Raw genomic sequence first — 22,480 nt, 5'->3', positions numbered from 1 at the left:
GCTTACGAGATCGTGAGGGCGTCCGGTGAAACGGGCGAACGCCTTCTGCCCATACAAGTCTATCGAAGTTTAGAGCGGCTTATGCGCAATCGGCAGGTTGAACGGATCGCGACAATCGGTGCTTTTGTTCCAGAAGCTGGGGCAAAATCGCTTCATTTCCTTTGCATTGAATGCGGCACACATGACCCAGAAGACGCAATCGAAGCGCACCGTCTGCTTGATGCAATCTGCAAATCGAACCGCTTTGCACCCCGAGAAATCCATTTAGAGATTAGCGGGCAATGCAGCCGGTGTGCTGGATGACTGAATCAGGCTCATGACAGGCAAGCCAATGCAGCTTTGTGTTCGCGGTGTCGGATTGTCCTATGGCGACCGGCCGGTGCTCCGCGATGCCAGTTTCACACTTGAACCGCGCGGGCGCTCGCTTTTGCTTGGACCCTCGGGATCGGGCAAATCGAGTTTGCTCAACATCATTTGCGGATTGCAAACGCCGAACACCGGAGAGGTCGCGTTGGGCGAGCATCTGATCGCCTCTACAACCAACAAAGTGCGCCCAGATGCGGTGCGCAAACGCCATATGGGCATCATTTTCCAAACCCTTCGGCTTGTTTCGGCGCTGTCGATCCGGGCAAATCTACTTCTGGCACAGCGGCTTCAAACTGGGGCGGTTGACCCGGCTCTGGTCGATGCGACGCTTGAACGACTAAGCATCTCTGGTCGCGCCAAAGCACGCCCTTTCGAATTGAGCCAAGGTGAGGCTCAAAGAGCCGCAATTGCCCGGGCGGTGATTGTCAAACCATCCATCTTGATCGCAGACGAACCGACTTCCGCACTGGACCACGAGAACACGCGCATCGTTGCACGGCTTCTTATCGAAGCGGCTGGAGAAGCAGGAGCGAGCCTCTTGATCGCAACGCATGATGACAGGCTCTTGCCCTACTTCGAAAACACACTGAAATTGGCGGATGGCAGATTGATTCACGACGGTGTGGCCGCATGATCTCGCTCGCTCTCGCTTATCTCCGGGACCGTCCTCTGACAACCGTACTCAATGTGTTGTTGCTCGCGATCTCTGTCGCATTGCTCGTGCTGTTGCTGCAGTTCGGCAATCAAGCCAGCGAACGGTTTGAGCGTGATGCAAGCGGGGTCGATCTTGTGGTCGGTTCGAAAGGATCACCGATGCAGCTAATCCTTTCCAGCATATTCCACATTGATCAGCCGACCGGCAACATCCCCTTAAGCAGCCTCAATCTGCTGCGCCGCAATCCAGCGGTCGCGCGGGTGGTCCCCTTGGCTTTGGGTGACAATTTTGAGGGGTACCGAATTGTCGGAACTGATGGCAGTTTCAACAATCTCTATGCCCTTGAGCTTTCGCAAGGCGTGACATTCGATGCGCCGATGCAGGCTGTGCTTGGTTCAACGGTCGCTGAAAATACCGGCGCGGGACTTGGACAAAAGTTCATCGGCAATCATGGGTTCGGCACCGCCGAACAGGGCATGCAGGGCCACGATCATGCGCCGTTCGTAACAGTAGGCATTCTCGCGCCAACCGGCACCGTTGTCGATCGGTTGATACTGACACCTTATCAAAGTGTGTGGGATGTCCACGGGATCGAACACGAGCATGATAGCAACGATTCTGCGACTGATGATCACCCGCACAACCATGAGCCTGCGGCAACAACTGCTCTTACCGCTGTGTCATCGCCTCACGCTACTGTTCAGTCGAATAGGTCCGACTTAGAGCCAGAACTCACCGCGTTGCTCGTCACTTACCGCAATGCATCCGGTGCCATCCGCATCCCTGCGTTGATTAACCGCCAGACCGAAATGCAAGCCGCCGTTCCCGCCACTGAAACTGCGCGCCTGTTTGAACTACTCGGTGCCAGTATTGAAGGGATACGGGTGTTTGCTTGGCTTCTTGCCATGACGGGCGGGCTCGCCATCTTTGTCGCACTGCTCAATATGGTGCGCAGTCGTGAGAGCGACCTTGCCTTGTTGAGGGTAATGGGCGCGAGCCGACTACAGGTTTTCGTCACGGTCATTATCGAAGGTGTCGCCACTGCGGCTCTAGGCGCTATCACGGGCTGGTTGGGTGCGCATGTGCTCATTTCCGCCGCACGCGCAAACTTCGCACAACTTGCAGACCTCGGCCTCAGGACATGGACACCCATAGCGGGTGAAATGCTGCTCATCGCGGCGGTTCTTGCAATCGGCGCGTTGGCTGCGCTCATTCCTGCTCTGCGAGTGTACCGGATAGACCCAGCCCGCATTCTGGCGAGGAGCTAACACATGAAACGAAGGGAGTTTATGGAAGTGACGTTATGGAGGGTGTGCCTGCTGGTTCTTGTGTCGCTAATTGGGGTTCACATCTATGCAGAATTCACGCCCCAACGTGCGACTGCACTGCCTTTGGCTTTCTCCACGCAGGCCAAAGCCCAGTCCCCCGACCCGAAGACCGGACGAGAGATTGAGGACATTTGGCAGCCCGCTGCAACCCCGCGCGGGGGTATTTCATGGTCAGTGCTCGAAGCGACAGGTGAAACGACGCGAACCGACGCAGAAGGCTACATAGTTTCGCGCCCACGTTTTACCTCGCAAGTCCGCGAACTTGAAGGGAGGCGGATCAAAGTCGCTGGTTGGATGATGCCATTGGATAGTGCGACAACGCAGCGGCGCTTTGTCCTTTTGGCCTATCCGCCCGGATGCCCATTCCACTTCCACGCGGCCCCCAATCAATTCATCGAAGTGATTGCAGCAACGCCGTTTCCAACCAATGAAACAAATGTATTCACAGTCAGCGGAGTGCTGGAGTTGACCGGACAGGATGAGAGCGGAATATTCTACAAGCTGACCGCCGCGCGGCCGGGCTGACATGAGCGCCGTAGCCAGACCATTTTGGCAACTGCTGTGAAGTTGTTCCGACGAAGTCCGCGAAATGCATGGCCAGCGACGACTCAAATTGCTTGAAGCTAATGTCTGCTTTCACCTCCAAGAGCCGCCCATTATAGCGTTGCAATCGCCGCTTATCAGCGGTCTGTCCGCTTAGTCCGGTCGTTACCGAAAAGCCGACCGACTGGTCACGACCCATAATCGGACGGGAGGCAAAGACTTAGGATATTTCTCTGCGACTCCACGAAATTCGGTCTATGATGATAGACATGAGCTTTTCACCTACACGATTTCTAGTCTTCTCGATTGTCGGCCTGCCGATTGGGTTTATTTTGACGGCCCTTGGTTTTGCGGTTTCAGAACGAGCTATTGTCGCGGGACAGATATTTCCTTGGGCGCTCGGTCTAGCCGTTGTCGTTGGCCTTCTTGGAGCGTTTTGGAAACAGCCTGACTAGCGTCCGTTCCCGACCCAATGAATGGACCATGAGTTTCGGCTTTTTAAGCGAACACAAGTGACGCGTCAGCCCTCTGAAACCAAGTGCCTTTTGTACAAAGGTATTTCGCCAGCTCGCACAAGCACCTAAGATAGCTCCTTCAAGGGGATCAAGCATGCGATTTGGAAGGGTGCTAGCGGCTCTAGCGTTTATTGCTTCGGGATTGTCCGCCAGCACAGTAAGCTCTGAGATTGACGCGTTCATCGAGACAGAGCTTCCAAACAGCGCGGCACCGGGTCTCGCCTATGCGCGGGTAGAGAACGGACAAATTACTGCAAAGGGGTCTGGCGAACACACAAAGGGTTCGAGCGAGACAGTTACATCCGATACTCTCTTCCCTATCGGTTCGGTCACAAAAAGTTTCACTGCGCTTGCCATCATGCAGCTGGAAGAGGCCGAAAAGCTCAAGCTGGACGACCCGGTCTCGCAACATTTGCCAACCTTTGCCGGAGGCCCCGCGAGTGCAGTGACGCTGCGCCAGCTTCTCAATCATACCAGCGGCTTTTCAACCGTTCAGGGAAACAGTCAACATGGCAACGCTGACACCTCAACGCTCGGTTTAGTGGAGTACGCAGGACAACTTGCCCAAGCCGCACCCGTACATCCAGCAGGTGCGGTTTGGGAGTATTCCAACGCGAACTATCAGATTCTGGGCGCGGTGATTGAGCAGGTGAGCGGGGAGAAGTACGCCGACTATATCGAACGTCACATATTTGAACCTATTGGCATGACAAGCAGCTTGGTGGTTATTGGCCCTGATCCTTCTGATCGAGTGACCGGACATCGCCCCTGGTTTGGCGGTGTCCGCGCCTCTTCAAGCGGAGATGGGGTTCCGATCAACGCACCAGCTGGTGGAATCGTTGCTAGCGCTCAGGACATGGGACGCTATCTCGCTATGTGGCTCAGCGGCGAGGACGATATTGTCACGGCCAACACAAAGGCGATGATGATTACATCTTCTGGTCCCGCCTCGCCCTCGTACGGCTTGGGTTGGTCAATCGATACGCAGCGTGGAACCGCCTATCACACGGGCCTTGTGCCCGGAGGCGAAACGCTCGCCTCGTTCAGCCCTGATGAGGGGAAAGGCGTGGTGGTAATGGTCAACGCTAATGGCGGGTTGGGTTTTGCTGATACCTGGTATCTTATCGGCGGCGTCGGTGCGCGGGCCATGGGTCAGGCCCATGAGGATGATGGATCGCGATGGGGGCCGCGAGTGGCCTATCTCTCGATCGTGATCCTTCCGCCCCTCTTTGTACTCCTTGCGACCTTCTCCTGGAGGGGGCGGTCGGCTTTGCGCGCTAAACGAGAAAGCGTGCCGGGCAAGATGAGTCTCTGGTTTCCGGTCGTGGCCATGCTTGGTCTTGCTTGGTTCGTTATCGCTCTGCTGCCGAGTGTTTTTGGGGGTTCTATTGCAACCCTTCAGCTCTACCAACCCGACTTCGCGTGGTGCCTGATCGCGACAGCAACACTGGCACCAGCATGGGCGGTGTTTCGGTTAGTGCTTGCATACTCAGGCGGCAATGGCCCGGTTGCGACCGGATAAGGACGCATTGGTTGTATGTCGGCTCTCACCCCCAGAAGTGGACGTTGCGTTGGGCTATCCGCCATTCCAAAAGCAGACAGATGACAACATTTCCGCGTCTACGTAGACGCGTCTACCAGCCAATCCCGTTGGAATCATAATCCGCATGTCGGGGGTTTAAGTCCCTCCTCCGATACCAATTCAACCAATCCACGGAAAATAGAGTGCGTTGAAAGCGTAACTGCTCTATGCCCGTCTGCTAGGGCTCGTAATTGTAATTGGGGGGATTAGAATATGCGTAGAATTGTTTTACTTGCCGCGCCTTTGGCGCTCGCCGCTTGCGCTCAAGAGGCAGAAGTTGAAGAAGCCGTCGTCACCGAAGAGGCCGAAGTGGAGGCAGTTACAACGGCAAATGGCACAGCCACGCCAATGACCAGCGAAGTCTCAAGCGCAGATGGTCCGCAAGGTCTGTCTACCCTTAACGCAGACGGCACCTATCAGGATCTCGATTCTGAAGGCGAATTGGTTGCTGAGGGAACTTGGGCAGTTGTCGATGGAAAGACTTGCTTCACACCGACGACCGAAGGGGCTGAAGGGGAGTGCTGGACGGAAAGCGCGCCTGCCGAAGACGGTTCGTTTACAGCAACCTCTGATGGCGGCGCTGAAGTAACCGTGACGCCGGTGGCAGCAGAGTAAGAGGCTTTTTAGTCTCTTTAACTCGTATTGATTTTAAAAGGGCGGTCGATTTGGCCGCCCTTTCTTTTGCATCGGTTCGATTGGAATCATAATCCGCGCGTCGGGGGGTCAAGTCCCTCCTCCGCTACCAAACACCTCAATGATTGTTAGACGAAAGCCGCGCGATATGGAGCGCAAACGGGACACACTATTTGTCAGTGTGAATGGTGGCTTTAACCTGCATCCCGAACCTGCATTCTATGATCTGCCATGCGAGCCTGCACCGTGCCTCCTAAGAAGTCGAACCCAAGCCGATCGGCAGCGCACAACGATCGCTGGGAATATCAATGAGGCGCTCGACCTATGGCGAAACGACATTGCATTTGCCCCGGTTAAGGAAGGCGACGCGATCGCATTCATCAATGCCGGTGGCTATGGCTCTTTCATGAGTTCCAATCACTGCATGCGAGGCGATTTCAGCGAGATCGCAATTTAGTCGATCGCCACGCTGATGGTTGCAAGAATTTGAAGCGGTGCGTCACAAACAATCGATGAAGTGTTCAACTGTGGGCTCGCGGCTTGCATCATGAAGCACCGCGGCGCCGATGGAAAAGCGGAATCCTCCCGGATGCGGTGCGCCGTCTATCGCGCCGCTTTCAATCAATCTTCGGGCTTGCGATTGAGGAAGTGTGGTTAGAATTTCCGATTGTTTGGCAAGCTCAAGGCACGCCGCCTGACTGAGCAAACGGTAATGCGGTACACCATGGTCTTGTAACAGTTTTCGCATATCCGACGGCAAGGATTGCTCAAAAAGTCGGTCGTAGCCTGCCAGTGCCCAATCGTACCGTACCACTTCCTCAAGCGAATGGGCGCGCGAGGCGATGGCATGCCCACAGCGATGCACCATCCAATAGGGCTCATCCACCACATTGGTGATCCGCAAACGATCCTTATTCGGTAAGCCCGCAAGGCTCGCGTTGTGATAAAGCAATAGGTGAATGCGTCTTTGGATCAATTCCTCCGCCGCAAGGTGCGGGGGCATGGTGGATACATTGATCCGTGTTCGCGGAAATCGTTTGGCAAATTGCATGATTGCGGGGTGAATCATGCCTTCAATCACACCGGGTCCGCTGACGATGTTTAGTTCATGCTCACCAGACGAAACCGATTGGCGCACGGTGTCTGCAAAGGCCAGAAGTTCGACAGCCTTAGGGTAGAGCTTTTTTCCGGCCTCGGTCGCCACCACTGTACGGGTCGTACGGTGAAACAGCTGTGTGTCCCAACCTGTTTCCAGTGTCTTGATGCTCTTGGTCAGCGCAGAATGGGTCAGGTTCAATTCTTGCGCTGCTGCCGTAAAGCTGAGCAAGCGATAGACGGCTTCAAAATGCCGCATGAGACGTAGATCATCCATTTGTTCCTATTGGTAACAATAAAGCCAATATTATTCAATTCTGCTCAGACCAACTCTGCGCTATTCGCCCAATCACAGTTCAAAAGATTGGGGCGCTTGGCCATGACTCTCGAAACACTTATCAATTCGAACATCGCGCTGATCGTGATCCCTCTCTATTTCATCAGCATCTTTGCGGAATCGATCTTCAATCATTTCCATCATCGTGATGGGGTCGGCGACCTAAAAGACAATTTCGCATCAATGGGTATGGGCTTGGTCAGCGCGGTGACGAATGGCGTGACGGCCTTTATCACAGTGGGTGCCCTGTTCTGGGCTGCACAATATCAGTTGTTCGACATACCCCTGACTGTTGCCTCGTTAATCGCGTGCTTCATCCTCGATGATTTGCGGTTCTATTGGCACCATCGCGTCGCGCATCGTGTGCGTTGGGTTTGGGCGATGCATGTCACGCACCATTCAAGCACACAGTTCAATTTCTCCGTCGCTCTGAGGCAAAGTTGGACCAAGCATTTCACGGGAACGATGATGTTCAAGGTTCCACTGGTTCTCATCGGTTTTGACCCGATCGCCGTGCTGTTCTGCGGTGTGATCAATGCGACATATCAGTTCTTTCTCCACACCGAATTGGTGAACCGGATGCCGCGCTGGTATGAGTTCATCTTCAACACACCCTCGCATCATCGCGTACATCATGGGCGCAACCCAGAATATCTCGACGCCAATTATGCGGGCACCTTGATCGTATGGGATAGGATGTTCGGGACATTTGTCGAAGAGAAAGCGCAGGTTGATTACGGGCTGGTGAAGAACCTCGAAACGCTCAACCCGCTCATCATCGTGTTCCACGAATATTGGGCTATCGCCAAAGATCAAATGCAGCGCCTGACCATATGGCAACGGCTTTGTTATGTATTGGCCCCCCCGGGCTGGAGCCATGATGGATCGCGTCTTTCGTCAGAGCAGATTAAAGCCGATCACAGCGCAACACAGACGGAAGAGGTTGGGGAAATGCCTATGGGGTTGAGGCAAAACTGATGGTGCCTGGGCAACATTACGCAATATCAGAAGTATTTATCGTGGTCACCGCGATCTGGGTTGCGATCCAGTTCTTAAAGGGGCGCGCCATTTCTGGTGCATTGGGTGTTTCAATCTTTGGCGTTGCGGCTGCCATTGGCGCGCTTCGCTTTGGCGCTGAACTCGTGGATGAACTTGCCGCAATTCACCGCAATTTTTCACAAATCGGTGGGGCTGTCGCCATGGCTCTTGTCGCGGTCGAAATTCTGGCGACGCCCAAACGCGATTGGCCTTACGCAGCGCGTGCAATCGCATGGGGCGCTTGCCTTCTAACGATTGGCTTATCGGCGACCATTCAAACTCTCGCCCCGATATTGTTCACTGTGTGGCTGACCATTGCCGTCATGGCAGTGACCATGTGGCCTGCACACAGTTTTTGGCAAAGGGCGTTGCGCGGCGGACTGGTCGCAATTTTCCTCGTGAACGCAACTTTGGTTCGTCAATCACCATTGCTGGACGCAGGGGTCAGCTGGCACCTTTTCCATACACTGATTGCCATTTGGCTCATCGCTGTTTGGTGGATTTGGGACAAAGTCGACCGTGGGATGATGGTCAAAGTGGACCCCCGCTGAATCTTCACTCAACGAACCGGTGCAACGGCCAAGGCGGTGGCAACGGCAATCGCGACGCGACCGGAATTTCTCCCGGTCGCGTGCAGATTAGCCCATCAATTGTCGATCAATGTGACCGTGATATTGTTGAAAATATTGCCAAGATTTTGCGCTTCCATCCGGACGGTTTCGCACGACCCTCGGGCAGCTTGAGTGTTGAGCACAACGAACATGTCATCGTGCAAATCTGAGTCGCTGTGAACGAGAACACCTTGCCCGTCGAAGACGTTGTAATCGACATCTGTGTCGCCATCGCCGTTCACGTCAATCGTCACCGTGCCGGTACAAAGATACAGATCGATCACCATCGTAGAATTTGCTTGCACAGAATAGGTCTTCACGTCGTTTTCACGACTGGCGACCGTATCGCGCATCATGGATGTGGATTGTGTGAAATTGAGTAGGCGTTGAGCATTTTGGCGTTGCTGCAATGCTTGATTTGTTGGTGGTGCGGTACGCGAAGGGATATTGGGAGCGACAGCGCGTCGGATCAGGTTGGGGCGGTCAATTTCAATCCGGCCTGCGCGGTACAGCGCGCGGCAATCATTTGCATCGCGATTCCTGTCGGAATCGTTGACAGAGCTGGCCATTCCGGAACCTCTAAATCGCGGGTCGTCGCATTCCCCATCATTGGCCCAAGGGCTGGAATTGTTGCCAAACTCAATGAAATCAGCGCGGAGCCTGATCTGACCTCGCTGATACAGCCCTAGGCAGTCGGTTGCGTCCTTCGCGGTGTCTGCCGCGTTGGTGGAGTTTGCCATTCCGCGCCCTTCGAAACGCGGGTCATCGCATTCACCGTCATTGGCCCAATTGCTCGAATCGTCACCGAATTGTATATTGCGATTTTGCGCGTTCACCGGCGCAGCTGCCATTGCTGCGAGCCCCACGGTCGCCGCGATAAGATATCTATTTAGCATAAAGTTCCCCCCTAGTTGTCGATCCGCTTCGGCTGATCGCCGTCTCTAAGTCGCAGAATTAGCGCAGGGTGTAAATCACTCCCCCTAACGACCGGCTGGCGAAGCGATCACGATCACACGGGCTACGGACCACTCAACAGCGTCTTGATGGATACATGGGCTGTGACTTGGGACAGAGAATGGAGACCCCATCCGCAATCAATTGTCGAACGGTTCACGCTGCAGAATTTCGGCCACTTGATCGCTAATCCGCGGGTCATCGGCCAATTGCATCAACATTGTTCGCGCGATGGCGCGATTGCCCAACGCGATTTCGGTCTCCGCCTCTAACAGAGTGGCGGCAGGGAATGAACGCTTCCAATCCAAAGGGAGGCCTTGCAGCATATCACGCGTCTTGGTCCAATTGCGCACGGATGGCGCGTTCTCATCGGCACTGATGAAGCCCATGAAAGTGCGGCCCAGTTTAGATGCTAGACTTTCTTTTGCCTTAGCTATTTGTGTTTGATCAGGCGGTGGATGTGAGCCGCGGCGATTAAGAGTCCGCCGATTACGGTAGGCGGCGTTTCATCGATCCCGAAGGAGTCGGCAAACACTGCAAAAGAAATGAGAGTGATCCCGAACAAGACCGGCACCAGAAATACGGGCGATCGTCCTCCGTGTGCCCTCACGATCACCGTCCCAGAAGCCGCGATCGCCAATGCGGTTAGGGTCCAATGAATCCACTCGGCTTGTGCTAACGACCCGAAGAACGGCAATGATACCGCAATGATGGGCAGGGCGACACAATGCGCGACGCAAGAAAGGCTGAGCACTGTGGCGGCGCGGTCGAATGAAGAATAGGATTGCATGAGAGACCTTATTGGATGCCAGTACATATTCGGGCGGTGAGATTTTCCGTTCGCTAAACGCGGTCATCGGATTGTTTGGATTATCGTTCCTCCGGCGGATTAAGAACAAGCAACAAACGGGTTTCTCCCGACCCGCCGATGGGCGGTGAACGGTGGATTGCGGGCGTGTTTGTCGCGAGTTTCCCTTTGAAAATACCGACATCGCCGGCTTTCATGGAATGGACGTGGATGGGATCCAATCCCTGTTTCACTCGGATGGCGTCAGAGCCATCCAACCATTGCGTCCCTTGGCCGACATAGGTCGAAATCAGCCGCGCCCTAACATAGTCGGAATGCCATTTGCGACACGAGTTGGTTGTGACCAGTTCCAACCGGACTTCTAGTTCGTTGAGCGACAGGAGCGTGCAATAACGCGTTGCAAGCCCAATTATGTCAGCTTCAAACGCTGTGCGTGTCGCCGATCGCACAAAGCCATGGGCATCCATTTTCGACGGAAGAAGATCGGGTAAATGTGACTTGGGTGCGGTGAAGCGAAAGTCGGTTGGGGCGTTGTCTAGAACGGCGTCAAAGCCGGAGTTGTTGTCGCGCTTCCAAACGGCCAAATTGCGATCGGGTTTGAGAACGTCATCCAGAATCTCTGGCTCTGAGGAAATCGAGAATGAGCGAAAGGCGAGAGAGGTCATGGAGAATATGCGCTTATTGAATCGAATGTTACAACATAACATATAGAACGATTGCCGCATGACGCAAGGTAGGGAAGGCAGAGGGCACCGCGTAAGATCGTGCGAACGGTCTTTCAACGCGCATTCGATGCAATTTTCGGGATCGTCCCTGCGGCGTAGTGATCCTGCTCTGCGTCTCGATCTTTGACTAACCACGGTGCAAAATGCGTCGATGAGGGGTGTCGTGAGCCACGCGGCGTCGATGTGAGCGACGCTCGCCAACGCATGCGAATTGTCCATTGAGATTATTTGGTTGACGGTCGCTAAGTAGTCTTGCGTAGATCACAGTATCTGATTAAGACTTTCTCTAAATAACGCCCCGTCGGGCGTGGGTTGGGGGAAATTTCAATATGAAGAAATCCGCATTGCTTGGTGTGAGCATTCTTGCGTTGTCCACGGCAGCGCCTGCCTTGGCGCAAAGTCAGAGCACGGTTACGCAAACCGGCACGGGCAGCGCCGTCACAGTGACGCAAACCGGCCCTGATGGCGGCAACGATTCAACCGTCGATCAAAGCGCAAACGTCAGCAATGTGACCGTCATTCAAGAAGGCTTTGATGTTGGCGTGGTTGACGGCGTTACCAACACCAGCACCATTATCCAAGCGGGCGATGCGCAGGATGTTCAATCGACCCAAGTGGGCGATGATAACGTATCTTCCGTCACGCAAGGCGGCGTTGATATGGAAGTTGTGCTCACACAAGGCGGCGTCAACAACTCTTCAACCGTCAATCAGTCGAACACTGATAACATTGCCGATGTTTTCCAGGATGGCGATGACAACATCTCGAACATCACTCAGTCTTTTGAAGATGGCACGATCGATTCCGATCAAACAGGTGATCGCAACACCAGTACCATCCTTCAGGAAGTGCGCATCGACAATGATACGATCCTGATCCAATCGGGCAGCGACAACGTGTCGAGCGTGACCCAGCGCGCCTCTGATGGCACAGCGTTGGTCAACCAATCCGGTGACTTCAACAGCGCGACCTTGCTTCAAGGCGATGTCTCTGACGACCAAGACGCCACCATCACCCAAAGCGGCAACAACAACACCGCCGATGTTCAGCAAGGCACAGACAGCGTCGGCCCGCTCGACAATGACAATGTGGCCACCGTCACTCAATCTGGCGATGACAACACCGCAACGGTCCGTCAGATCAGCGAGCTGAACGTTGCGACGGTAACCCAATCGGGTAATGGCAATGAAGTGAGCCTCGTGGCGCAAGGCGATGGCCTTTCCAGCACGAGCAACCAAAACAACGCAGCGACCTTTGACCAAAGCGGCGATGACAACTTTGCGAGCGCCGATCAGCCGGGCCAAGACGCGATCCTTAATGTAACTCAGAGTGGGTTCGACAGTTCCTCTGTCAGCTTCCAAGACGGTGCAACCAACACTGCAACCGTCATGCAATTGGGTGAGTTTGACAGCTCGACCATCGAGCAAACAGGCACCACCGAGACGGCAACAGTCACCCAACAAGGCTTCGACCTTGATGGCAGCCTTGCAGCCAACTCCAGCACCGTGCTCCAGTCGGGTGACACCAACGGCGCGACCGTTGAGCAAGTGGGCGACAACAACAGCTCATTCGTGGCGCAAAGCGGGGCGAACAGCACGGCGTCTCTCGTCAGCGGCGGCGTTGGAAACTCATCGGGCATCACGCAAAGCGGCGGCGATGTGACCGCAACTGTCTCACAAGACGGCGATGACAACTCATCAACTGTTACTCAGTCCGGCGGCCTCAGCGATGTAACCGTCACTCAAAACGGCGATGGGGACACCTCCATCGTTGCGCAAACCGGTGCCGATCAACAAGCGACAGTTCTTCAAGCCGGCCTTAACGGCCGCAGCGAAGTCACGCAAAGCAACGACAGCAACGTAGCAGACGTGAACCAAAGCGGCGCTGAGAACACCTCGTTCATCACGCAAAGCGGCACGGACGGAAATGTAGACCTCGACCAGACCGGTGAAGACAGCTTCTCAAACGCGATTCAAGCTGGGCTTGAAGGCGATATCATCGTCAACCAAGCCGGTGATGACAACAGCTCGATCGTCAATCAGCAAGGCGATGCCACAGGGCTTAACTTCGCAACCGTCGACCAATCGGGCGATGGCAATACATCTGAGGTTGTTCAATTCCAGAATAACAATTTTGTAGGCGTTGATCAGAGCGGCGATGACAACACCTCGTTTGTGACGCAAACTGGCGCGAACGTTGGTGCCGGTGTTGTTCAAACCGGTGAAGGCGCCAGCTCGACGGTCAACCAAGGTGGTTCGAGCAACAGTGCATTTGTCGAACAAGAGGGCTTTGATTTGGATGGATCGGGCGCGACCGACACCAGCCTCATTGCGCAAACTGGAACCGGGCAAGATGCGGACGTCACGCAAGTCGGCGATGGCAATAGCTCAAGCGTTGTTCAGAACAATGCCGACAACGCAGCAATTGTTCTAACCGGCGGCGTTGGCAACGCATCGACCATCACGCAAAACGGCACTGTTGGATCGACTAATGTTGAACAGGACGGTGACGGCAACACCTCGCTTATCACGCAAACTGCGGCGAATGGCATTGCGGATGTTGATCAGCTTTCAGACGACAGCTTCTCAGAAGTCGCTCAGTTTGGTGCGGCCAATGGAGCGACGATTAGTCAAGAGGCAGAGGGCAACCGCTCGCAAGTGACGCAGTTCGGCGCAAGCTCAACTTCGGCTGTGACGCAATTGGGTCCAGTGGGCTTTAACAGCTCAACCATTACCCAAAACGCGACCGCGAGCGACGCAACAGTGACGCAGGAAGGGTTTGATCTGCTCTCACCCAACTTCTTCACCAACGAAAGCACGATCACGCAGGATGGCGATAACCAATTGGTGACCTCGACTCAGGTTGGTGATGAAAACGCGTCTACGGTTGCGCAAAGCGGCGTCAATCAGGAGTTTACTCTTACGCAAGGCGGCTTCGGAAACACGTCTACCACCACACAAGGCGGTGACGGCAACCAAGCCACACTGCTCCAGGATGGTGACGATCACACCTCGACCATCACACAATTGGGAACCACTGGCGTGGCGTTCGTTGATCAAATCGGCGCTGGCAATACTTCCACCGTGACTCAGTCTGCGGGTAGTTTGACAAATACTGTGGACGTCAATCAAGAAGGCGATGATGGCACTTCAACGGTTACCCAATCGGGTTCCTTGCACATGATTGAGTTGTTCCAGACCGGCGACATGAACGCGAGCACGATCTTGCAAGCTGGCACAAACAACATGGCATCGGTTACGCAAGCATCCGATGGCAACGCCTCTTCGGTCAATCAAAACGGTTCCGGCAACACCGCAACCGTTACCCAATAAGCTTCGGCTTCAACTGATTAGAAAAGGGGCGGGAAAGCAATTGCTTTCCCGCCCCTTTTGTTTTGGGTGCTATCCGGCGGCGGACCGTAGGTGTTCCTTCGCTTGAAAAGTCTAGCCAAAGAATTCGGGCTGGATCTCTTCTGAAGGGCGGTAAAAGCCATCTCTCTGCTGCATCGCCAACACATTGTCGAAATCACTCACATCGGCGTCGTATGCGAGGCTGAAGGAGTGTAACGCGACAAGGGTGGCGGGGTCTGCGCCCTGCTTTTCAATCTCGTCGTCGGCAACGAATGTCACAGTGTCTTCGGCACTTTCGGCGTTGTTGCCGAACCAATCGCCAAACGTTGTTTCGTCATAGCCATTGGCGGTGAGGTATTCGATCACCTGCTCTTCTGATTGATAATTGGCGTATTGAATGTTGCCATCGGCATGCATCAAGGCGCGCAAATACGCTGTTCCGTCGGTGAGTGCGAAATAGATTTCGGCAAAGCCATCGCCGTCATAATCTTCGGAGCCGAGGACCGTCCCAATGTTTCCAATGAACAGATCATTCTGAAACCGGCGCTGACTGTCAAAATCGCCGCCTTGTTCAACTTCACCGGCTTCGACCAGCGGATCGATGTAGATGCCAACCACGCGGGTGTCGCCACCTTGTCCGTGATTGTCGAACTGGACCAGGCCATTGGCGTCCACGCCGACTTCGGCAAAACGGCCGTTCTCACGGTTGACGAAGATGAAATCAACGCTGCCATCGAGATTGGCATCCGCCTCGCCAATTCTCACCCAGCTATCGGCCGCACCCAAATCGTTGCCATCAAAGTCGCGAATATTGACCATGAAGGAGGTGGGATCATCGGTACCAGGATCAATGGAAATGCCTTGTCCAAGATCTAACAGCACATCAACATCGTTGAAACGCAGCCGTTCGATCCCGGCCACATTGTCGATGCCTTCGCCAGTGATGGTGAATTCGCCGATCGCGCTCTCGCGCACATCGAAATCAGCAAAATTGCCCGCAAAGATTGCAGTGTCGAAGCCGTCGCCGCCATCGATCAAACCGGTGACGCTGCCGCCGTTGGTTTCGTATACATCGTCACCGCCGAACAAAGAGACATTGCCCGCAATCAGACCCGAATTTAGGATCGTATCATCGAGGTTTGAACCTTCGACATGGCCAAAAGCCTGACCGGAATTCTCAAACGCCAAAGCGAGGTCTTGTATAAGAAATTCATCGATCAGCAAAAAGCTGTGCACTCGAACGGCGACGTCGGCGCGGATTGTGCCGGTGTTAATGACCGTTTGCGGGCCCTCATCACCGGTGAATTGAAAACCCCCCCGATAGACGGTGATGCCAACAGACTCGCCTGTGCCGAGTTTATCGATGGCGGCTTCGATAGTGCCGTGATTTACAATCCGGCCTGATCCCACAATGCCCGCGGCGATGCCAAAGCCTTCGACCGAAATGATTCCGCCCAATTCGTTGACGAAATTGGTGCTGCCCGATGAGCCAAAAGCCTGAAGCTCGCCCGATCGCACGTTTACGGTGCCAAAGTTCTGGACCGAATTCACAGCGGAAAACAGGTCGAAAGAGCCGTTCGGATTCACAATAATGGCGCCCAATCCCTGGGAGATGCCGTAATCTCCGATCGCTTCAATAACTCCCCGATTGACGACTTCATTCGCCTGACGAATAGCGATCGCACCTTCGATCGTGCCGATCTGAAATTGCGTAAGCCTTTCGCCGGTTGTGTAAGCGCCGAGGAGGCCTTCAATGTTCACATTGCTAAGATTGATAAACTCTACCGCTGTCGCTCTGGCCGATATATCGTTGAGCGCGAGCAACTGTCCCTCAACAGTGAGGTGCGCGCCATCTACATCGCTGACCACTGCTGGAATGGTTGCATGGGTAGAGAACCAGATTTGATCCGCCTCAATGGTGGTTGGCTCCCGCACTTCCAGGCCTTGGATAAACAACTCAGAAGGCGTGAGTAACAACCCAGTGCTTTCGCCGGGCTCCGGCGCGGCTTCACCGTCTGGAATGGCGTCTAAGCCCCCTGCGGATATGCTTGGTGTGTCGGCCACACTGACTTGAGCATCGCCCGCGATCAGGACGGTGACCCCTGATAGCGTGAAGGAACGGAAATTGGTGCCGTCTTGGTCCACGGCATCGCCTTCTGTCCACGCGCCGATCAGTTCAATTTGATCGGTTTGCGTGGTGAGAATAGAAAGGGGTGCATCTGTGCCGCCTGTCAGAGCGCTGATGTCGCTCTCTCGGATGACGAGCCCGTGCGAACCGCTCAATTCGATTTGATCGAAACGCCCCAATCGTCCGCTTGCCAAAGCAGCAGATACATCGAGCGCGCGCGGACCATCGGCCAGCGCTAAAGTGTCGAAGCCGGTGCCGCCGCCAGCAAAGGCGAAAGTATAATCGCCAAGACGGATGGTGTCATCGCCCGCTCCGCCATCGGCATGATCGCCGCCTTGGGTGAGGATGGTGTCATCACCAAACTCGCCGTAAAGCCCGTCATTGCCGGTTCCACCACGCAAAATATCTGCGCCTGTTCCGCCCAACAGCAAGTCGTTGCCATCGTTGCCGTCGATTGTATCGGAGCCCGAATCGCCGGCGACCAAATCTTGGCCTGATGACCCAATGAAAGTGTCCGCACCAAGGCCCAAATCGACGATGCCGTTGATCGTGCCGATGGAATTGTCGATCAAATCGTCGCCATTACCGCCGAACACCTGACCATTGATAATTCCGGAGTTGGTTAAAGTGTCGCCGCTCTCGCTTAGGGACACGAAGCCATTGATTTCCCCCGTCGATCCATTGTCGAAAACTATGAAACCATTCGCGCTAACTGCACCATTCAAGGTGCCAAGATTGGTCGCGTTTCCAGAACCTACAAATGCGAACTCTGCTGTAACAACGCCGCTCTCTTGGTTGATGAATGTTGCCGCGATCGAGAGCACGCCAATGGCCGCTTGATCGCTTATGGAGACGGCATGGATTAAGCCGAAATTTTGCAAGCTTTCATCGAGTGTAAATTCGTTTCGTACGCCAAGCGCACCGGCGCCTTCGACCAATATTTGCCCATTGACCGTGTTGGTAATGTTTGCGCCATTTCTGGCGATTATGCCAAGCGCTTGCCCATCGACGGCGCTAACCACGAATAGCCCGTTGTTGATGAACTCCTCATCAAAAACTGAACTGGTCGCGAAGCCCGACGCTTCGTTGATACCGGCGCCATTCTCGACGGTATCGTTGTCTGAACGGTTGATCACATAGATCTCACCGTTGTTTTCAAATCTACGAAGCTGGTCGACCCCGTTGAAAAGCCGCAATTGTGCGTCGAATTCGATTGTTCCGGTGGTTTCGAGAACAACCAAGCCATTGTTGACGAAACTGTCGACGTTCATCGACAAGATATTGGTGCCAAAGCGTCCTGAGCCCGGGTCGATGCTTGACCAGATCACGCCGTCATTGGTGATATTCCAGAAAACGGTCAACAAAAGCTCAGGGTCCTGAACCGCCTCAAAAATTCGGTCCAAGTTCAGCGCAAAAAGCGTTTCGCCATCTGCGATCACATAGTCATAAATTTCTGAGCTTGGCGGTGAAGTCGGCTCAAAGATCGGCGAGGGGATAGGATCGGATATCGGTCGCGCGCCGGGGTCAGGAATAATTGACCCTTCCGAGTGTTCCCTATCTTCTTTGTCTGCAAGGCGTTCTGATTGAGGATCTTTCAATTTCGGCCTCGCGATTTCTGGTGCTTTATTTTTAGACGGCGGCGGGATTGCCCGCAAGTCAAATGTAGTATCGCTTTTTACCTTGGACCTAACTGTGTTTGAATTTGTGTTCGTGCAAACGGGCGGACAATGTTCGCCAATCGTCGTTGCGAAATCGATGATGTGTGATTGAATCAAAGCTGCGGGCGGTATGGCCACTCGGTGTTGATTGACGGCGGTGGTCTAAGGTATTCGAGAATTGGCATATTGTTCAATCGCTGAAACGCGGGCCCCTTGGGTGCATCCAATCGCGACGGTTTGCGGCCGCAAGTTCAACGGCCTTTGCAGATCTTACCTTCGTTGGAACGGTATTGTTGTGCCAACAGTTTTCCGGATCGGGATGGGGGGATGAAGCCAAAGAGCGATTGGGGTGCCGTTCGATAACACCATCCCCCCGCGACCCCGGAGGAGGGCAATGAAGAAGTCACTCAAAGGCGCCTTCTTCTTGGATACATATAGGGGGCGATATTCAACGCCTTGTAGTTCGAGCGACATCGCGGCGATCATAGAGCCATCTGCATGGTGGATTGAAGATCGCCGTTGCTCTGCGAGCTAAGGTCGCTATCTCCCTGTTTGCCCAAGCTCTTGCACCGATTGGCATGTGCTCGGATGCGGATGCGGAGTGAATGAAAATTGCCTGATCAAACCTATTGGCAGCGCCACGAAGAAGCGTGCGATCGTGGTGATTTCACCTATGAAGATCCCGAAACTGGCTACGTTGTTTTTACAAAGCTTGGCTTACTTGATCGTGACCGCTGTTGCGGCGCGGGATGTCGTCATTGCCCGTTCGATCATGACAACGTGAAATTCGAAGCCCGTGCGCGAAAAATCCAACAGGCCGCGTGGCTGACTGAGGTTAGACCTGACCCCGATCACGATGTGACTGTAATTTTTTGGAGCGGGGGCAAAGACAGCTATCTCGCCTATCGCGCTTTGTTGAAGGCAGGGCAGACCAATCTTGTGTTGCTAACGACGTTCGACGCGCGCAGCCGGATCATCGCGCATCAAGAATTCATGATCGACGATGTGGTGGAACAGGCAAAGTGTTTGAATGTGCCGCTTATCGGCGTGCCTCTTCATTCTGGTGTCGATCACACCGATCAAATTGTCCAAGCGCTCGATTTGGTGCCTCAATGCAGGCAGCTTTCCTTTGGCGATTTGCATCTTCAACATATTCGCAATTGGAGAGAGGAAACATTTGGAGCACACCCCGGAACATCGCGGCTTCAATTGTCGTTCCCTCTTTGGAATGCCGATTACAGTGCTTTGTTGGCCGATCTCTTGTCATCGGGCAGGGAAAGCATTGTCAGCGCGGTAAGTGCGGATGTGCAGGACGTTAAGGTTGGGGATCGGTTTGATGCAGCGTTCATAGCGCGATTGCCCGATCATATTGATGCATTCGGCGAGAACGGAGAATTCCACACCCGCATCGTCTTCGAATGATTGTAAGAGCGGGATACTTATCCGCCTTATGCATCTATGCGACGAGCATGGGGCAAAGAGTCTAGTCGGAACTTTCTAGACCTAGGCGTTCGATCAGTACCTTCGGATTGTAGAGGGATTGTGCCTCGATGGCCTCAAAATCGGGTTGGGTTTGAACCGTTTCGAGCCAAAGCGAAAAGGCGCGATCAACGTTACCAGCATGGCCGTTGGACGACACCCGTGCCTCTCTCATTTGTGATTGAATGTCACCGATCTTTCTGGATCGATCAATCAACCAAAGCTGTTCTTCGTGATGGTGTTCAGGGATCAATCGTTCGTGGATCATGGCCAGTTTATTGCGTGCCCCCGACAAGAGCAAATCGGCAAGTGCAAATTCCCTGTTCGCAGAGCGCAATTTAGCAACTTCAACTGTGGCAATTGCATCGCCAATATCGCGTGTGATTGATTGCGATTGGGTCTGCCTGTCCCAATCCGTTGGCGCCAAACGGAGTGCTCGGACGAAAGTGGCTAAGGCAGGGATGGCACCTTGCACGGGCCGCGATCCGGCAAACTCTTCCACCACGATCGTGGCTAAGAACCGCTCAAGGTCGCGGGATATCAGGTCATGCGAAACGTTACCCTGCTTGGTGAGATCGGGTATGGGAACCGGGTCAAACACACCATTGCCCAATGTCTCACTAAAGAAATTGTGCGTGGTGTCAGCGGTGCCTGGTTCGCCCGATATCGCTGGGAATTGAAAGCGGGGGTTGGCTCGACCGTTCACGTGGCAGGAATGGCAAGACAAACCCGCCTTTGCTGCCTGTCCGCCGAGTAAGAGCGGCGTTTCAAACAAGAACTCGCCCAGCAATAGATCAGCGGCCAAATCATCGACATTGTCGTAACTTTCACCGATTGAGCTGTCGGCTGCGACCATAAGCAAGGTTTGCCGATTGAATGCGGGCTTTGTTATTAAAGCCTCAACCTGACCATCATCGGACAGCCAGCCCAATTCCCTAATCGTTAGGGGTTCCTGAGCAAATGCGGAGGTTACGAATAGGCCCCACGCCGCACCAATCAGAATTAGAGATTGGCGTTGTCGATCCAAGCGCGAAGCTCCTCCGCTTCATAACATCCGAACGCACAGAGGTTTTCCAATCGGGCCAGATGTTCACGGGCGCCTTCAAGGTCACCGCGTTCAACCTTTAGCTCTCCATAATATTCGATCGCGCCAAGATGGTTGGGTGCAACGGCGAGGGCGCGATTGTAGTAGGCCTCTGCCCGTTCGAACTTTGCCAGTTTGCGATTGGCGAACCCCTGATACGTCATGATGTCGGGATGAGGGCCAAACGCCAAAGCCGCTTCGTCAAGGCTAAGCAGAGCCGCTTCGTACTCGCCGTCATTGATCAGCCCGACTGCTTGATAGTAAATGCGATCCGCGTTCGTCGCATCTGCCAGTAGGGTGGTGTTCGGTCCATACGATGCCTGAACCTCTCCGGCCATTGCAGAGTTTATGGCGGCAATCGCTTCGTCCAAACCGACCTTTTCGGCGCACGCCTCTCCACATTCCGCACGGCGCGCGGTCAGAGTGTCTAAAATTTCTTGCGCGTCATCCTCGCGCTCCAGTTCGATATAGGTGATTGCCAGATCGCGATGCGCGATGATCATCTCTGGTGCATAACGAACGGCAGATTCTAAGGGGCGTCTTGCTCGGCGGGCTTCACCGGCGCGAAGATACGAAACACCCAACAGATATTGGGCGTCTGCATTGCGACGGGCAACGCGGGTCACACGTTTGAAGTGATCGACGGCCGCATCGTAATCACCCGCATCCAATGCAGTGAGGCCGTCGCGATATTCCTGGGCTGGATCGTATCGCGGGGTGCTTGAGCTGGGCGCGCCGCCGCCACCACCGCCGCCGCCAGCAGCAGAAGCGAAGGAAATCGGCGTTGCGATTAGCAAACCGATCAACATGGCCGAAGCCAAATTGCGACGCGGCTTTGATCCGTTAGCTTTCGAAATGCTCATCACAAAATTCCTTTGCCGATAATCAATGTTGATCGAGTGAAGTCTTCACCTCAAAAGGCCCGGCGAAGCCAATGCTCCACACCGAAACGCGGGTCTCAAGCCAAACCGGGTCTTCCCCATCACTTCGTATGGCACGGCGAAAAGGTTACACGGTGCACAAACTACCGCAAGCGCCGTTTAATCCGACTAAGGGCTTGCGGTGTTATGCCGATATAGGCCGCCAAATCGGCTTGGCTCACCCGGTCTGCGATGTCGGGCATGGTTTCAATCATCACTGCATAGCGATCCTCTGCCGATAGGCTGAGCAATTGATATTCGCGCTGTTCCTTGCGTTTGCCGTATGTGGATAGGAAGCCCACCAATGCATTTGCCAACGTAATGTCGCTTTGCGCTGCATCGGATAATATCTTGTAGGGAAGCGCTATGGCTACAGTCGGCTCGCTCGCGACCAAGCTGAACGTGCACGGGTCCCCATCTGCCAAGGCCACCATGCTGCCGATGATGGCGCCTTCCGGTAGAAACGATTTGATGTGCTCTTTACCGTCCGCACGGATGTAATAGGCTTTCAATAGCCCCGATTTGACGAAATAGACGTTCGAATCGCTGTCGCCTTGCATAAAGGCATGATCGCCGGCTTTCAGCGTAACTTCACGTCCGTTCTTGACGACAAGTTCTTGAAATTGCGACAAATGAACCTCGGTTAATTACGGCGCGTTCGCGGATCGCAA

The 22,480-nt window shown here is 54.3% G+C and carries 19 protein-coding genes; 10 read left to right on the top strand and 9 right to left on the bottom strand.

Features of this window, described 5'->3' with window-relative positions; translation table 11 throughout:
- Positions 1-316: 316 nt before the first annotated feature.
- The 6 genes from BQ8290_RS13995 (at position 317) to BQ8290_RS13965 (ending at position 6,079) form a co-directional block, all read left to right on the top strand.
- The gene (locus tag BQ8290_RS13995; protein WP_337661433.1) at positions 317-1,000 is read left to right on the top strand and encodes an ABC transporter ATP-binding protein; all 684 of its coding nucleotides are present in this window, start codon (positions 317-319) and stop codon (positions 998-1,000) included.
- On the top strand, positions 997-2,289 hold the full coding sequence (locus BQ8290_RS13990; RefSeq protein WP_108791313.1) for an ABC transporter permease: 1,293 nt from the start codon (positions 997-999) through the stop codon (positions 2,287-2,289). The genes BQ8290_RS13995 and BQ8290_RS13990 overlap by 4 nt, the downstream gene beginning before the upstream one ends.
- Before the next feature lie 3 nt (positions 2,290-2,292).
- Complete coding sequence (locus BQ8290_RS13985) at positions 2,293-2,874, top strand: DUF3299 domain-containing protein (RefSeq protein ID WP_337661432.1); 582 nt, start codon at positions 2,293-2,295, stop codon at positions 2,872-2,874.
- 627 nt (positions 2,875-3,501) lie between these two features.
- Entirely contained in the window at positions 3,502-4,929 is a 1,428-nt protein-coding gene (locus tag BQ8290_RS13975; protein WP_108791307.1) for a serine hydrolase, read from the top strand.
- 273 nt (positions 4,930-5,202) lie between these two features.
- Positions 5,203-5,604: a hypothetical protein gene (locus BQ8290_RS13970; RefSeq protein WP_108791305.1), complete on the top strand. Its 402-nt coding sequence runs from the start codon at positions 5,203-5,205 to the stop codon at positions 5,602-5,604.
- Between the two features lie 166 nt (positions 5,605-5,770).
- Complete coding sequence (locus BQ8290_RS13965) at positions 5,771-6,079, top strand: hypothetical protein (RefSeq protein ID WP_337661431.1); 309 nt, start codon at positions 5,771-5,773, stop codon at positions 6,077-6,079.
- Between the two features lie 42 nt (positions 6,080-6,121).
- Here the strand turns inward: BQ8290_RS13965 and BQ8290_RS13960 are convergent, their stop codons facing one another.
- On the bottom strand, positions 6,122-6,994 hold the full coding sequence (locus BQ8290_RS13960) for a LysR family transcriptional regulator (RefSeq protein ID WP_108791301.1): 873 nt from the start codon (positions 6,992-6,994) through the stop codon (positions 6,122-6,124).
- A gap of 102 nt (positions 6,995-7,096) precedes the next feature.
- Between BQ8290_RS13960 and BQ8290_RS13955 the strand changes: the two genes are divergently transcribed.
- The gene (locus BQ8290_RS13955; RefSeq protein WP_108791299.1) at positions 7,097-8,032 is read left to right on the top strand and encodes a sterol desaturase family protein; all 936 of its coding nucleotides are present in this window, start codon (positions 7,097-7,099) and stop codon (positions 8,030-8,032) included.
- Complete coding sequence (locus BQ8290_RS13950) at positions 8,032-8,643, top strand: hypothetical protein (RefSeq protein ID WP_108791297.1); 612 nt, start codon at positions 8,032-8,034, stop codon at positions 8,641-8,643. Before BQ8290_RS13955 ends, BQ8290_RS13950 begins: the two co-directional genes overlap by 1 nt.
- Positions 8,644-8,738: 95 nt before the next feature.
- Here BQ8290_RS13950 and BQ8290_RS13945 read toward each other — a convergent pair whose 3' ends face one another.
- The 4 genes from BQ8290_RS13945 to BQ8290_RS13930 form a co-directional block, all read right to left on the bottom strand.
- The gene (locus tag BQ8290_RS13945; RefSeq protein WP_337661430.1) at positions 8,739-9,599 is read right to left on the bottom strand and encodes a hypothetical protein; all 861 of its coding nucleotides are present in this window, start codon (positions 9,597-9,599) and stop codon (positions 8,739-8,741) included.
- Between the two features lie 198 nt (positions 9,600-9,797).
- Complete coding sequence (locus BQ8290_RS13940) at positions 9,798-10,046, bottom strand: hypothetical protein (RefSeq protein WP_108791293.1); 249 nt, start codon at positions 10,044-10,046, stop codon at positions 9,798-9,800.
- Positions 10,047-10,090: 44 nt separating this feature from the next.
- Positions 10,091-10,447 carry a MerC domain-containing protein gene (locus tag BQ8290_RS15290; protein ID WP_443112326.1) on the bottom strand — a complete coding sequence of 119 codons (357 nt, stop codon included), beginning with the start codon at positions 10,445-10,447 and terminating at the stop codon, positions 10,091-10,093.
- 80 nt (positions 10,448-10,527) lie between these two features.
- Positions 10,528-11,130, bottom strand: a complete 603-nt coding sequence (locus BQ8290_RS13930; protein WP_337661429.1) for a DUF1826 domain-containing protein — start codon at positions 11,128-11,130, stop codon at positions 10,528-10,530.
- A gap of 389 nt (positions 11,131-11,519) precedes the next feature.
- On the opposite strand from BQ8290_RS13930, the gene BQ8290_RS13925 reads away from it, so the two are divergent.
- Positions 11,520-14,522, top strand: a complete 3,003-nt coding sequence (locus tag BQ8290_RS13925; protein ID WP_108791287.1) for a hypothetical protein — start codon at positions 11,520-11,522, stop codon at positions 14,520-14,522.
- A 111-nt stretch (positions 14,523-14,633) separates the two neighbouring features.
- Here BQ8290_RS13925 and BQ8290_RS13920 read toward each other — a convergent pair whose 3' ends face one another.
- On the bottom strand, positions 14,634-18,266 hold the full coding sequence (locus BQ8290_RS13920) for a hypothetical protein (RefSeq protein WP_337661428.1): 3,633 nt from the start codon (positions 18,264-18,266) through the stop codon (positions 14,634-14,636).
- Positions 18,267-18,938: 672 nt separating this feature from the next.
- Between BQ8290_RS13920 and BQ8290_RS13910 the strand changes: the two genes are divergently transcribed.
- Positions 18,939-19,748, top strand: coding sequence for a DUF5522 domain-containing protein (locus BQ8290_RS13910; RefSeq protein ID WP_108791281.1), 810 nt, complete (start codon positions 18,939-18,941; stop codon positions 19,746-19,748).
- A 61-nt stretch (positions 19,749-19,809) separates the two neighbouring features.
- Here BQ8290_RS13910 and BQ8290_RS13905 read toward each other — a convergent pair whose 3' ends face one another.
- From BQ8290_RS13905 to BQ8290_RS13895, 3 genes are all read right to left on the bottom strand, one after another.
- Entirely contained in the window at positions 19,810-20,832 is a 1,023-nt protein-coding gene (locus tag BQ8290_RS13905) for a hypothetical protein (protein WP_337661427.1), read from the bottom strand.
- Positions 20,808-21,752, bottom strand: coding sequence for a tetratricopeptide repeat protein (locus BQ8290_RS13900; RefSeq protein WP_108791277.1), 945 nt, complete (start codon positions 21,750-21,752; stop codon positions 20,808-20,810). The genes BQ8290_RS13905 and BQ8290_RS13900 overlap by 25 nt, the downstream gene beginning before the upstream one ends.
- A gap of 161 nt (positions 21,753-21,913) precedes the next feature.
- Positions 21,914-22,441 (bottom strand): cyclic nucleotide-binding domain-containing protein, encoded by a 528-nt coding sequence (locus BQ8290_RS13895; protein WP_108791275.1) that lies wholly within the window; start codon positions 22,439-22,441, stop codon positions 21,914-21,916.
- Between the last annotated feature and the right edge of the window lie 39 nt (positions 22,442-22,480).

It is taken from the genome of Erythrobacter sp. Alg231-14 (genome assembly GCF_900149685.1).
In the GTDB taxonomy this organism is placed as follows: Bacteria; Pseudomonadota; Alphaproteobacteria; order Sphingomonadales; family Sphingomonadaceae; genus Erythrobacter.
Note: the sequence above shows the minus strand (reverse complement) of the source record. Positions and strands in the feature narration are given on the sequence as shown.